This window comes from Microbulbifer thermotolerans (genome assembly GCF_001617625.1).
Taxonomy (GTDB): Bacteria; Pseudomonadota; Gammaproteobacteria; order Pseudomonadales; family Cellvibrionaceae; genus Microbulbifer; species Microbulbifer thermotolerans.
Genome location: NZ_CP014864.1, coordinates 2,699,051 through 2,713,908, shown reverse-complemented (window position 1 = coordinate 2,713,908; position 14,858 = coordinate 2,699,051). Strand labels below are relative to the sequence as shown.

The window sequence follows — 14,858 nt, the reverse complement described above, 5'->3', positions numbered from 1 at the left end:
CCCGGGCGTATTCCGGTAGGGTGCACCCGCGATTGGAATTGGAAACAACGAAAAGAACTTTGGGAAAGTATCGATGAAGTTTTCTGTCGGGGAACAAGAAAAAATGCTTCTAGTCGGAGCCAGTGCTCGGGGGCGGCTACTAGTTTATAAACGCTGGATAACGGCAGTCTCCACAGTGGTATCCCTGGCACTTCTGGTGCTGACTTCCGGGACTTATGCAAAGCCCGGTATCTCCAGCGATGGCGCCCAGCCGCGCGCCGTTTCCTCGGAAAATATGGAAGACCTGGAAGATATGCAGGTCAAGGTGCTGGGTGGCTATGTGCGTATGACCCGTCGCTGGACCCGCAACGGCTGGGAGTGGAACAGTCGCTGGAATCCAATTCTCACTTACGATCAGCTCAAGGCGCAGGCCTCGGAGGAAGAGCAGCAGGCATCAGGCCAACAGGCAACGGCTGCCGGTTGTCAGCAACCCTATGAGTTCTACCTGTTCCGCAATGGCCAGTCCTACCGCCCGGAAAAGTTCCGCTCGGATTTGAACAGCTGTATCACACCGGATGGAGACGGCTATCATGCCCTTTTAAATCAGACGCTGACGAAAAGTGGTGAGGATTACACCTGGCGCGATAAAAAGGGCAACCTGATTTTCTACAAAGAGGGAAAACTCTCTTACTACGAAGATAAAAATGGTGTCCGCGTCAGCCTGGAATACGAAGACGACCGCATAGTGCGCGTCAAGGATCACCTGGGTAACACCGTTATTACTTACCACTGGGAGCAGCTGGCAAACCAGGTTAACGGCGAAACAGTTCTATCTTACCGTTTGAAAAGCCTCGAGGACTACAGTGGCCGCAAGGTTATCTACAAATACGGTGAAGATGCCGCTGATCCACTCAGCTATCAGCAGCTGGTGGAAGTGATCGACGTGCGCGGTAAAAGTTGGGTTTACCAGTATCAGTCCCTCAGTAATAACAAACTGGCACTTAAGAGTGTCACCGATCCCAATGGACGGATAACCACCTACTCCACCAATGCCGATGGCCATATTAACGGCTACGAAACTCAGGACGGTACCGGCGTTACCTATAGCCACAGTGCTGAGGATCAGGTTTACAAGGCCACCCAGCGCGACAGGTCAGGCGTGGTCACGGAAACCTGGCACAACGTGATGGGAATGCCGATCAAGCAGTTGATCGGCGGCGAACTGCAGTATGAAATAGAATACCAGTACTCCGGCAATAAGACCGCTAAAGATTTGGCTGAACAATACCGGTACACCGGTAGTACTCAGTTGGCAGCTAACGCCAATGAAGCACCGGTGCGCATTATCAGCAGTGTCACTACCGATGCCCGGGGTCTGAAAACCAAACACTTTTACGATACCTTTCGCAATGTCACCCGCACCGAAAATCCCGACGGTACCTATACCACCACTGAGTGGAATACTGAACTGACTCTGCCGCTGCACGAGCGGGATGAGCGCGGCGTGATCACCGAATATGAATACGATGAGCGCGGCAATCTGATCACTCTGATTGAAGCTGCCGGCACATCCGATCAGCGCATCACCCGCTATACCTACGACCAGTACGGGCAGATGCTCAGCGAGAGTACTGGAGAATCCACAGCCGATAATACAGAAATTGCCATCACCCGCTGGGAGTATGACGATTTTGGCAACGTAACCAAAGTCATAGATCCCGAAGGCAAGGTTACTGAATACCGGGACTACGATGTCAACGGCAACGCCCACACTATTGTCGATGCGCGCGGCAAAACCTGGACCCGAGACTACGATGCAGTGGGCAACCTGCTCTCGGACCTGAACCCCTATGGCCAGGGCTTCCACTACGAGTACGACGCTGCCGGTGACCTGATAAAAGTTACTGATGCCAGCGGCAGCAGCCTGCATATCACCAACAACGCCTCCGGCCTGCCGGTGACAGTGACCGATGACAAGGGCAACAAGCTGGCATTGGCTTATGACAAAGGCAACCGCCTGGTAACTATCACTGATGCGGAAGGTGCCAGTATCCGCCTGGAATACAACAGCCAGAACAAGCTGAGCGCTATTATAGACGGTGAACAAAACCGCACTGAATACAGTTATCAGCAGAACTTGCTTTCAAAGGTTAAGAACCCGACTTACGAGGAAGAGCTGGGCTACGACAAACGCAACCGCTTAGTGCAGAGCAGGCAAAAGGCCAACAATCTAGAATACCTGCGCGCTTATGGCTATGACCTGAGTAACAACCTCATTTCGGATACAGACGCACTGCAAAACACGGAAAAATATGAATACGACCACTTAAACCGCCTGGTCGCTATTATCGATCCCGTCAACGGTGAGACAAAAAAAACCGAATTTACCTACGACGCCCGCGATAATCTGCTGCAAGTCAAGGACCCGGAAGGGCGTCTGACTGTTTACACCTATGACAAAAACGACCGTCTGAAAACGGAAACCAAACACGACTTTATCGGCACTTCTAAACAACGGGTCTACGATTACGACGCCAACGGCAACCTGATTGCGGTTACCAACCCGCAGCAGGAAAAGCGCGTATACAGCTACGACGATGCCAACCGCCTGATCAGGCTGCAGGTCTATGCCCACAAGGACAACCCACAGCCGGTCAAGGTAGTGGATTACCACTATAACGCCAAGGCCCAGTACACCGGTTATACCCAGACTCCGGGGCCGGATACCGCCAACGCCACTGCGGATATAGTTCATCACAGCGAAACTTACACCTACGACAGCCTGAACCGGCTGGCATCGGTCAGGGTGGATTATTACGGCCAGGGGGATCAGGCCGAAGAGATCACTTTCTCCAAAAGCTACAGCTATACCTATTACGGCAACGGACTGAAAAAAACCTATACAAATCCGGAAGGGATTACCTATACCTACTACTACAACAAAAATAACCAGCTGGCGGCGGTGCATATCCCCGGTGAGGGCCAGCTGGCCTGGACTGATTTCCACTGGCTGGCGCCGCAGACACTACTGCTGCCCGGCGGTAACCGGATCACCCTCAGCTACGATGACTTCCTGCGGGTCAAGGAGCGTATTCTTGAAGACAGCGCTGGCAACAACAAAGCCAGAGCCGTCTACGAGTACGACCTGGAAAGTAATATTCGCAAAATCACTTCCGACCACGGTGAATATATATTTTCCTATGACAACCTTTACCGCCTGACCGAAGCGGACTATCCGCTGGAAAACGCTGCCAACGACGAGCGCTTCGGATACGACGGTGTGGGCAACCGCACAGAACACGCCGAGCGGGCGGATTCCGCCACGGAGGCGGATTTCAATCTGTCCGTATCTCAAAGCAGCTACAACAACCAAAACCAGCTGACCGCTATCAGCGGCGACAGCCCAGCCAGTTTCGAATACAACGACAACGGCCACACAAGCAGCAAAGTGCAGGACGGCATTACCTGGGATTATCAATACAACCACGAAGAACGCCTGATCGCCGTTGTTAAAAACGGCGTTACCGTTGGCAGCTACCAGTACAACCCCTACGGGCAACGGATTCGCAAACAGGCTGGCGAAACAACCTACTTTCTCTACAACGAAGAGGGGCTGGCGGCGGAGTACGACACTGTCGGCAACCTGATCCGGGAATACCACTTCAAGCCGGGTATGCCCTGGATGACGGAACCCCTGTTTCAGCGGGCTGCCAGCGGGGAGCTTTACTACTACCAGAACGACCACCTGGGCACGCCGCAGCGGATGCTGGATAAATCCGGGGCAGTGGTTTGGGAAGCTCGCTATTCGGCGTTTGGAAAGGCTGAGATTCTGGTTGAGATTGTTGAGAATAATTTGCGGTTTCCGGGGCAGTATTTTGATGGGGAGAGCGGGCTGCATCAGAATTTCTTGAGGTGCTATGATCCCTTAAGTGGGCGATATTTACAGACCGATCCGATAGGATTGAAAGGTGGTTGGAATGCCTACGTATATGTAATGCAAAACCCTGTAACAAATATAGATCCTTTCGGCTTGGATATTTTATCATTTTTGGGAGTAGCAGATGGCTCCTCCGGGGAACGTCCTGATCGTGTATGGGAGCATCAAACTTGGAATGAATTTCAGAAGGAAAATCCAAGGTCATCTACCAAGAATAGTAAGCGATGGATAGATCATAAGCTTAGGCAAATGGGTGGAGGTAAGGGCTATTGGGGAAGTCATGGTACAGTTGGAGCAGCCTCTGATGCTTTGGGAGTTATAAACTGGCAGATGGAAAACTCCTGCTTTCAAAGAGGGTTGAAAATTCAGAGTCAGATTAACAAAGAAATAATGGATTATGATGAAGGTTATTGCCCAAAAAATAAAAGTACAAAGGTATATTGGCATGTAGTTATGTATATTGATAGAAATGGATGTATTAATGATTACAGAGTCAATCTTAGTCGTACACCGGTTCCGCCTAGCTACGCATTGCCTCCTGATACAATAATAGGTGGTTGGAGAATTAAAAGTGGAGTTTATGATCAAGCAAAAAATTAGCAATTTTACTTTAGTGGTAGTTTTTATATTAATTTCTTGTGGGAAGTCTCTAACTCAAGATGAATTATATAAGAAATATTTGTCTTGTTATGAGTCTGAGAATTATGATTGTTCCCTTAATTATATTAGTTTAATGATTGAAAAAGATCCAAATAATATATTTCTGAGGAGGGAAAGAGCTGATGTTTATATGAATCTTTCTAATCCAGATATGGCTATTTTAGATGTTAAATATACGATTGACAACGATTTGGCATATTCTGAAGATTATTTGCTCTTGTTTGATATTTATAGATTTTTAGGGCGTGGAAAAGAGGCAGAGAAAATTCTTCTGTCAGGAATAAAAAAGGCGAAAGAAAGAATGCCGTTTACTCCACTACATGTAGATAGCGTTAATCCTGGAGAGGAAGAGTTGTTTTTGAATTTGTATCGGTTCTATATAAATATGGGTGAAGAGGAAAAAGCATGTGAAATTGCAGAAGATGGATTTAGAAGAAATTCTGCATCAATTGATCTCAGGGATGTGACGTCCAATTGTGGGGCAGAAAGAGAACAGTAAAAGGTAAAGAGGATAAAGGGGCGAGAATAAAGGGAACAGGTCTATTTTAGATGCTTAATTAGCAAAGGCTTGAAGTAGCGCCTGACCAAGATCGAGAAACGCTATGCCAAGGCAAGCCAGAATCCTGTTAGCCAATATGCCCCATCGTATAGTCCAGCGGGCCCACAACCAGAAGCCAGTGTTCCTGGTGGATGAGGATTACCAGTACTGCCGTGACAAGCTGTATATCGAATTAAACCCAGTGCGCGCGGGCATGGTGCGCAGGCCGCGGTCGTACAAATGGCCCAGCTACAGGGCGTGAATCGGGGTAGAGAAAGTTTGAACCGGATAGCCACGAGGAGGGGCGGGGCTCGGGCGCAACGGCGAGCAGAATTGATTAAGACCGCAGTGCCGGCAGATGAGCTGGGGTTCTTGAGTAAGGCTTGAGCGAGGAGCCAGCTGATCGAGCACCGTCGGACTGGGGCGCCCCTAGGTGGGCGACAAATAGATAAGAGACCTATTGGACGGTCATCTGGCCGCTAATCGAGGTCGTCAACATAAACAGAATGTGAAATACAAGTCATTGTCGGGAATAGAAAACATGTTGCAACGTTGGGGGATTTTGGCAGCTTTTTGGATTTGTACGCTGGGTGTGCCGGCTACCGTTGCTCAGGAAGAGGCGCTGTGTGCGGAGGTGCGCATAGAGATACTTCAGGAGTTGACACTGGAGCGTCAGGGCTTTGAGGCCATAATGCGCATTACCAACAGCCTGGATACCTATTCCATCGAAGATATCGCGATTACTGTCAATTTTACCGATGCCGACGGCAATGCGGTCACAGCCACCTCCAACACTGCCGCCAGTGATGCGGAGTTTTTTATCCGCGTGGATGATACGCAAAATATTAATTCACTGGTTACCGGCGACGATGGCGCTGTAACCGACGGCGTGATCCAAGCGGGAAAGGTGGGTGAATTTCGCTGGCTGATTGTGCCCACCGCCAATGCGGCCGGGCAGACGGACAACGGTGAACTCTATTTTGTGGGTGCAACGCTTTCCTATTCCTACGGCGGCAAGGAAGAGCTGGTGCAGGTGGCGCCGGACTCCATCGTGGTCAAGCCCCAGCCGCTGCTGACACTGGATTACTTTCTCACCCAGGAAGTGATCGGCGACGATGCCTTTACCACCGAAATTGAGCCGCCGGAGCCCTATACCCTGGGTGTGCGTATCGACAACAGCGGCTACGGTACCGCCAGAAATGTCAAAATAGAATCTGCGCAGCCCCGGATCGTCGATAACGAGCAGGGTTTGGCGATCGACTTTACCATTACCAAGAGTTTTGTTGAGAGCCAGCCTGCGGAACCCACCCTGCTGATCAATTTCGGCGAAATAGCGCCCCAGAGTATGAAAACCGGCCGCTGGGTGATGGAATCCACCCTGTCGGGAAAATTTACTGAATTTTCCGCCAGCTTTACTCACGCCGATGAGCTGGGGGGAGAGTTGACGTCCCTGATTGAAGCTACCAACGCCCACCTGCTGGTGAAGGATGTGCTGGTGGATCTGCCGGGGCGGGACGCTGTGCTTGATTTTCTCGCCTACGGTGCCGGCGGCGATTTATATCTCTACGAGAGTGAAAATACGGGTGCGGATCTCGCCTTGTGTAAGAGCTGTGCCCAGGTGACATCCTTGTCTTATACCCTCGGAAGTGAAAATGGCGGTAGCCGCGTTCTGAGCGGCGCTGTGCAGGAAGGCTTCGGTTTTATCCAGGTGTCCGACCCCTACGCCGGGGCCAAGGTGTTGCACAGGGTAGTGCGCGGAGACGGGAAAACGCTGAATCCGAATAATTACTGGCTGTCAAAAAAGCGCGCTGATGATAAGGTGAGCTTTAACTATTTTATTAATATTTTTGATTACGATAGTAGTCCCGACTATACGCTCTATTTTGTCGACTCCGCTGAGCTGCCGCAGCCTCCGGTGATCCAGGCGATTCTCGACCGCACCAGCCACGAAGGTGGTCAGATCGGATTCCTGGTGCAGGCCTCGGACCCGAACGGCACAGTGCCGCAGTTGTCTTCCAGTAACCTGCCCTCCGGCGCCACCTTTACCGATGGCGGTGACGGTACCGGCATTTTCCGCTGGCAGCCGGCCATCGGTCAGGCGGGCAATTATGTCGTTACCTTTACCGCGACTGACGGTGCTCTCTCCACTCAGCGTTCTGTCAATCTGAAGGTGAACCCGGCCGATGACACCGACGGCGACGGCCTCAGTGATGCCTGGGAGAGAGAGCACTTCGGTAATTTGGACCGGGACGGCACCGGCGACTACGACGGCGATGGCCGCACCGATGCCCAAGAAGAGGAAGTCGGCAGTGATCCCACGGTGCCGGAAGTGGCGCCCGGGGCCCCGCAAATTGCCAGCCCGGTATTTGATGCGGAAATACTCGACGGCGCCGCCGAACTGTTGCCGACACTGGAAGTGACGAACGGACAGCACGATCCGGAGCTGACTGTCGCCTATCAGTTTGAAATCTATTCCGACGAGGCGATGCTCACCAAGGTGGCGGAAGCCACTGTGGATGAAGGCAACGGCAGTACCCGCTGGACTGTTGCCGCCGATGCGCTGCTGCCCGGGCAGTCTTTTGCTGACAACAGTCTCTACTTCTGGCGCGTGCGCGCAATTACCGTGGTGGAAGCAGGCAGTAATGAAGCCCCGGTTGCTTCCAACTGGGAGGCGAGCCGCTTTTTTATTAACACTGCCAATGATGCGCCGTCAGCGCCGGCGATTATCGCCCCGCAAGTCGATGCGATCCTTGCCGACACCCGCCCGGAACTGATCGTAGCTCACGCCTTTGACGCAGACCGAGACGCGCTGACTTACGGCTTTGATCTGTTTCACGAGTCTGATCTGGATACACCGATTGCATCCGTAAACGGACTTCTGCCCGGCGGCAACTTCCAAACCAAATGGCAGGTGCCGAACCCGCTCGATGAAGACAGCGCCTATATATGGAAAGCCTGGGTGGAGGACGAACACGGCGCTCGAACAGAGAGTGCAATCGGCAGTTTTCTGGTCAGTGTGCAGAACAATGCGCCCACGGAACCTTCGATTGTTTCTCCGGTTGGCGGATTGTCAGAGTGGTTGCCGAATAACGGCGTGGAACTGCGTGTGGCCAATGCCTCTGATCCGGAGCAGCAGCCGCTCACGTACTTTTTCGAATTGGATACTGTGGCCAGTTTTGACCGCGGAGCTGTTATTTCGTCCGGTCCGGTGACCGAGGGAGACACAGAGACCGCCTGGATTATCGAGGGACTGCAGGAGGACCTTACCTACTACTGGCGCGCCAAGGTCAGTGACGGTGAGGTGGAGAGTAACTGGGTAAGCGCCAGCTTCCAGGTGGACAGCGATAATTCAGCACCACCGGTGCCCAGCCTGCAGAATCCCGGCGATGGTGCGGTGGTGGAAAGCCTGCGTCCGCTATTTGAGGTCAATCCGGTGATTGACCCGGATGGCGATGCAGTGCAGTACCGCTTTGAAGTGTATTCGGATGCGGAGTTGACGCTGCTGGTGGCAAGCCAGCAGCAAGCGGATACTCAGTGGACGCCCGGTTTCGACTTCAATGACAACAGTCACTACTACTGGCGCGCCCGCGCTGAAGATGCCAAGGGCATGGCCAGTGACTGGAGCCCGGTCAACCGGTTTGCCATCAACGAAAACGCTGTCAATGATCCTCCGCAGATCACGCTGGTTCTGCCGGACAGCGCGGTTACCGTCAGCGGGCCCCAACTGCTGATCCAATGGCAGGACAGCGATCCAGACAGCAATGCCACTGTATCTCTTTACTATCTGTACGAGGGTGGCAGCAGGACATTGATTGTTACCGATATTCCTGAAGATGAAGATGGGGAGGGCGATCAGTATCTGTGGGATGTGTCCGGCCTGTTGCCCGGCAATTACACCCTGGAAGCGGAGATCACCGATGGCGAGACAACGGTGACCGCCAGCGGTTGCTGCACCATTACAGTACCCTCCCAGTCCAAGCGCATTACGGTTACACCCTTGACGCCGCTGGAAACCGATGAAGCGGGCACAGTGATCGCCGCAGTGGAAGTGAGCCTGGACCAGCCGCTGCAGGCGGGTACAAGCCTGACTCTCAATTTGTCCATTACGGATGAAACCGAGGCGGAAATTCTCGGAGATCACTACCTGCAGTTTACCGCGGAAAACTGGGATATTCCGCAGACGATCCGGTTGCGCGGCCTGGATGATTGCAATGTGGATGGAGACAGTCCTTTCAGCCTGGTATTCCAGCCGGCGCAGACTGACGATCCGGCCTACAGCGGCTATCTATTGGACAGCATTGCTTTTGTAAACCGGGACAGTGAGAGCGCGGGGCAGACACTGTTTATCTGTCGCTATCAGCTGGAGGAACAAGTTCCCCTAAGCGGTACCGATGAGGTGGAATCCCATTACCGAGTACAGCTGGATAATCAGGGCGTGGCACTGGTGGATGCCAGTGCGACCCTGACTCTGCTGCCGTCTCCCGATCTCAACTACGCCGCAGAAATTGTCGGCAGTAATCGCTTTACCTTCAGCGATATTCCGTTCGCCGGCAGTGTTTTGAGTAACGAAATACTGGTGATTCGCCATCCTGCCGGTCAGGCACTGGATTTTGCTAAATTCTCCTGGGATATAGAGGCTGGGGAATCTCAGGTCGATGTAGAGGGCAACAGCGGAAACAACACACTCCACGGCAGCGTCGGGGCCGATATTATCGATGGCAAGGCCGGCAACGATACCATCTATGCCGGTGATGGCGACGATGTAATTATCGGTGGTCCCGGTGCCGATCAACTCTACGGTGAGGGAGGTAACGATACTTTTATCGTCGAGGGTAATGATGGCTATGCCGATCGCTTTGAAGGCGGCGAGGGCTTTGACCAGGTGCTCGGAGGCAGCGGCGACGACGCCATCCGCCTCAGTGTGTTCAGCGGCAGTGCTACCGTCGAACGCATTGATGGTGCCGGCGGTTACAACATTATCTACGGTACCAGTGGCAACAATATCCTGGATTTCTCCGATACGGAACTTGTCAATATCGCTTTTATTGACGGCCTGGCTGGCAACGACACTATTTATGGTAGTTCCGCTGACGACAAGATTATCGGCGGCAGCGGTAACGATCAGCTGTACGGCAATGCCGGTGACGATATTTTCTATATCGAAGGAGTGAATTCTGGCACGGATCGGGTGGAAGGCGGCACTGGCCTGGACAAGGTGGTCGGCAGTGATGGCGACGACTGGTTCCGCTTCAGTGTATTCAGTGGAGAAGCTCGAGTAGAAGTTATTGACGGCGGCGAGGGTAACAACCAAATATTGGGCACTTCTGCCAATAACACTCTGGATTTCCGCGATGTCACTCTGTTGAATATCGCGCGCCTGGATGCCGGTGCCGGTAACGATACTGTGTACGGTTCCAGTGCTGCGGACGTTATTGTCGGCGGTCTGGGCAGTGATAATCTCTACGGCGAGGGTGGCGATGATCGCTTCCTGATCACAGCTGGTGATGCCGGATTTGACCGCTATGATGGCGGTGAAGGTGAGGACTGGCTTGTCGGTACACCGAGTGATGATGATTTCCGCCTCAGGGTATTCTCCGGTAACGCGACGGTGGAAGTGATCGACGGCGACGGCGGCTACAACCGTATTCTGGGCAGTAGCGCCAATAACACGCTGGATTTCAGCAATACGCAGCTGATTTCCATCGATTTAATTGACGCCGGTGCCGGCAATGACACCGTCAAGGGGTCTTCTGCGGCGGACGTAATTGAGGGCGGTTTGGGTTCAGACCTGCTTTATGGCAACGGTGGTGCAGATATCTTCCTGCTTACCGCCGGCGATACGGGTTTCGATCAGTACCGCGGTGGAGAAGGTACTGACCGTATTCTTGGCACTGATGGTGATGATGAAATCCGCCTGAGTGTATTTAGTGGTGAAGCGCGGGTGGAAATTATTGACGGCGGTGCCGGCAATAACCGCATTGTCGGTTCCAGCGCTAACAACACTCTGGATTTCAGTGAAACCCAGCTGCTGAATATTGCCGAGATAGATGCGGGTGCAGGCAATGATACCGTTTACGGTTCACAGGGTGCAGATCGCATCCTCGGTGGGCCCGGTTCCGATTACCTTTACGGCGAAGGCGGTGACGATACGTTTGTCGTGATGGAAGGGGATTCGGGCGCGGACCGCATCAATGGAGGCGAAGGTTTCGACACACTGCTGGGCAGCTTCGCAGATGACAATATTGTGTTCTCTGTATTCGGTGGTTCGGCTACTGTGGAGCGTATTGATGGCGGCGCCGGCACTAATAGGATCAGTGGAACCAGTGCCAATAATACACTGGATTTTCGCAATACCGAGCTGGTCAATATCGCACTGATTAACGGTGCCGAGGGCAATGATACTATTTACGGTACCTCGGATGCCGATGTAATCGAAGGCGGCCTGGGCAGCGATACTGTCTACGGTGAGGGCGGTGACGATATTTTCAAATTGACACCTGGGGATACCGGGGCGGATTCCTATCGCGGCGGCGAAGGAAGAGATACGCTGCTGGGGACCAGTGGTGATGACCTTTTCCGGTTCAGTGTTTTTGCCGGCGAGGCGTCTGTGGAAGTGATCGATGGAAATGGTGGGACAGATCGTATCGTCGGTACCACTGCCAACAACACACTGGACTTTTCCGCTACAGAGTTGATCGGTATCGCATCCATTGACGCCGGTAGTGGTAATGACACCATTTATGGATCACCCGAGGCAGACACTATAGCTGGTGGTTTGGGCAGTGATTATCTGGTAGGTGGCGATGGCGATGACACCTTCCTGTTTACTGCCGGCGACACCGGTGCTGACAAGTACAGTGGAGGCAAGGGGGACGATCAGTTGCTGGGGAGTGCGGAAGATGACGATATGATTTTCAGCGTTTTCTCCGGCGCGAATACTGTTGAGCGTATAGACGGTGGCGAAGGGGTGAACCGCCTGTTTGGAACCAGCGCCAACAATACCCTGGATTTCAGAGAGACCCAGCTGGTGAATATTGCTTCAATCCACGGTGCCGCCGGTAACGATACTATTTACGGCTCCTCGGCGGATGATGTGATTGAAGGCGGAATCGGCAGCGATACTCTTTATGGCAGTGCTGGTGACGACACCTTTATCGTTACTCCAGGGGATACCGGCTATGACCGTTATCAGGGGGACGAAGGCAGCGATACTCTGCTCGGTACCGACGGTGACGATGAATTCCGCCTCAGCTTTTTCTCCGGTGATGCCACTGTTGAAACCATCGACGGCAAAGCGGGCACTAACCGGATTGTCGGCAGCAGTGCCAATAATACTCTGGATTTTCGCAATACGGAGTTAATCGCCATAAATCGGATTAATGGCGGTGCCGGTAACGATACCATCTATGGCTCCCAGGGAGACGACTTTATCGAAGGAGGCATTGGCAGTGACAACCTCTACGGTGAAGGTGGAGATGACGTTTTCCTGCTCACTGAGGGCGATACCGGCTATGACCGCTACTCCGGCGGAGCGGGGACGGATGAAGTGCGCGGTTCCAGCGGCAACGATCTGATTCGCCTGGCCTCTTACTCCGGAGCCTATACCGTCGAAGTAATTAACGGTAATGGTGGCGTTGACTATATCCAGGGTACCACTGGTAACAATACTCTGGACTTTTCAACGACGGTGCTGACGGCAATCGCTGAAATCCGTGGCGAAAAGGGCAATGACACTATCTATGGCTCGCAGGGAGCGGATACTATCCGCGGCGGAGCGGGCAACGACACCTTACAAGGCAATGCCGGTGCCGATATCTATGTCTTCGCGCGCGGCGATGGCGTGGATACTATTAACGATAGTGGCTCAAGTGCCGGCGACAAGCTGTTGTTTGAAGGTGCCATAGCGCCGGAAGATATCTGGCTGGTAAAAAATGGCAATCATCTGGATATCTACCTGCTGGCGGGCGCGGAAAAAGTGCAGGTCCGCAACTGGCAGTCTTCAGAGAGTGCGATAGAAGTGATTGCAACGGAGGCTGGTGCTGAATTGCCACTTGCCAATATCGATGCGTTGGCGGAGCTGATGACTGCGATCGGTGTTCCTCAAAATGGCGTCATCAGTCTGAGTGGCGACCAACAGGCACAGGTCGCTGAGGCCAGGAATACCGCATGGCAGTAAAATTCAAGAAAGTCTTCTGGAATCTACTCCAGTTTGCGTTTATCGCTGTACTGGCTGTCGGTGCGGTGGCTTACTATCAGCAGCGGGATATCCCCCGAGAGCAGGCGCCGCCTCTCTCGGGCATGTCTTTGGATGGAAGCCTGCTGGATCTGCACCAGGCTACTTCGCAGGGGCCGGTGCTGATTTATTTCTGGGCTTCCTGGTGCGGTTACTGCCGTGTGGTTTCTCCGGTGGTTTCTGAGCTCTCGCAGGATCATCAGGTGATTACCGTGGCCATGCAGTCCGGCAGTGATGAGGAATTAGCTGAATATCTGGTGCGCCGGGATCTGCAGTTCCCTACCATTAACGACCCCAATGGCGTATTGAGCCATGCCTGGGGAGTCCGGGTAACACCAACCATCGTGATTGTGGGCAGTGACGGCCGGGTGGCCTGGGTGACATCTGGCGCCACTTCCAAATGGGGCCTACAGTTCAGGCTCACGCTGACCGATTAGTATTCCTCCACGCTGCCGCAGCCATTCAGAGACTGGATATGTCACACAAGTTTGCGGATATGGTAATTTCCCCTGCCTTGGTAATTGCGTTCAAATGGCTTTTCCTGAAAATTGAGGGATTGCTGTGTCTGTTCTCGATTCTTTCCGCTACCAGGGATTGGATGGGCTGCGTGTAGGCCGTTTTGACCTGGGAATTAACAGTTCGTTTATTGTCTACCGGCTGGCGGATACGATTATCGACACGGGTCCGAGCAATCAGTGGAAGTTTGTGCGGCCATTTGTCTGCGCTTGTCCCTTCAGTCAACTGTTATTGACTCACCACCACGAGGATCACACTGGCAATGCGGACGCCATTTACCGGTTGACGGGGGTGCAGCCTCTGGCCCCGGCGGGAACTGTGGATATTCTCAAGCGGGGCTTCCGAATTCCGCCGATACAAAAGATCATTTGGGGAAGTGCGGGTAAGGTGAAAGCCAGGCCCTTACCGGACCACGTTCAGATTGGTGGCGAAGCGGTAGAAGCGATTTTTACACCGGGCCACGCAAAGGATATGACCTGCTATCTGTTACCGGAGAGGGGCTGGCTGTTCAGTGCGGATCTGTATCTTGCCAATTATTTAAAATTACTGCGCAGTGATGAAGATATTCCCACACTGCTCGATAGTATCCGCAAAGTGCTCGAGCGGGATTTTGAGGTGATTCTCTGTCCGCACCGCGGGGTGGTGGAAGATGGTAAAAAGCGCTTGCGGGAAAAGTACGATTATTTGCTCAATTTGGCGGACCGTGCGCAATCTCTGGAGCACCAGGGGCTGGATTTGTCCGCTGTGACAAGGCGTCTTTTGGGCAGGGAAAATATGATGAGTGTGCTCAGTCGCTATAACTTCAGTAAGCGCAATCTAATTGCGTCCTGTCTGCAAGTGGATTTATCCCGCTATCGCTAATCCGAAAAAAAGGGGCGCCTTCCCTAGCGCCCAGGTCATGCCTGTGAGAATGACTTTAAGGAGCCTCTGATGTTTTTACTCGGGAGTGGTAGCGGGCTACGGGGTGTTCAGGCACGGTTTTGAAATATCCGTCC

General features: G+C 53.0%; 5 protein-coding genes. All 5 read left to right on the top strand.

Annotated elements, in window-relative coordinates; genetic code table 11:
- Positions 1-103 precede the first annotated feature (103 nt).
- The 5 genes from A3224_RS11330 (at position 104) to A3224_RS11305 (ending at position 14,724) form a co-directional block, all read left to right on the top strand.
- Complete coding sequence (locus tag A3224_RS11330) at positions 104-4,516, top strand: RHS repeat-associated core domain-containing protein (protein WP_197462980.1); 4,413 nt, start codon at positions 104-106, stop codon at positions 4,514-4,516.
- Positions 4,497-5,075 carry a tetratricopeptide repeat protein gene (locus A3224_RS16920; protein WP_156481472.1) on the top strand — a complete coding sequence of 193 codons (579 nt, stop codon included), beginning with the start codon at positions 4,497-4,499 and terminating at the stop codon, positions 5,073-5,075. The genes A3224_RS11330 and A3224_RS16920 overlap by 20 nt, the downstream gene beginning before the upstream one ends.
- A gap of 580 nt (positions 5,076-5,655) precedes the next feature.
- On the top strand, positions 5,656-13,290 hold the full coding sequence (locus A3224_RS11315; protein ID WP_067154574.1) for a putative Ig domain-containing protein: 7,635 nt from the start codon (positions 5,656-5,658) through the stop codon (positions 13,288-13,290).
- On the top strand, positions 13,281-13,784 hold the full coding sequence (locus A3224_RS11310; protein WP_067154572.1) for a protein disulfide oxidoreductase: 504 nt from the start codon (positions 13,281-13,283) through the stop codon (positions 13,782-13,784). The genes A3224_RS11315 and A3224_RS11310 overlap by 10 nt, the downstream gene beginning before the upstream one ends.
- Before the next feature lie 124 nt (positions 13,785-13,908).
- Complete coding sequence (locus A3224_RS11305) at positions 13,909-14,724, top strand: MBL fold metallo-hydrolase (RefSeq protein WP_067154570.1); 816 nt, start codon at positions 13,909-13,911, stop codon at positions 14,722-14,724.
- Positions 14,725-14,858 lie beyond the last annotated feature (134 nt).

Excerpts from the sequence above, each read along its gene's own strand:
- A3224_RS11330 (WP_197462980.1), top strand. The coding sequence starts at position 104 with ATGCTTCTAGTCGGAGCCAGTGCTCGGGGGCGGCTACTAGTTTATAAA.
- A3224_RS16920 (WP_156481472.1), top strand. The coding sequence starts at position 4,497 with ATGATCAAGCAAAAAATTAGCAATTTTACTTTAGTGGTAGTTTTTATA.
- A3224_RS11315 (WP_067154574.1), top strand. The coding sequence starts at position 5,656 with ATGTTGCAACGTTGGGGGATTTTGGCAGCTTTTTGGATTTGTACGCTG.
- A3224_RS11310 (WP_067154572.1), top strand. The coding sequence starts at position 13,281 with ATGGCAGTAAAATTCAAGAAAGTCTTCTGGAATCTACTCCAGTTTGCG.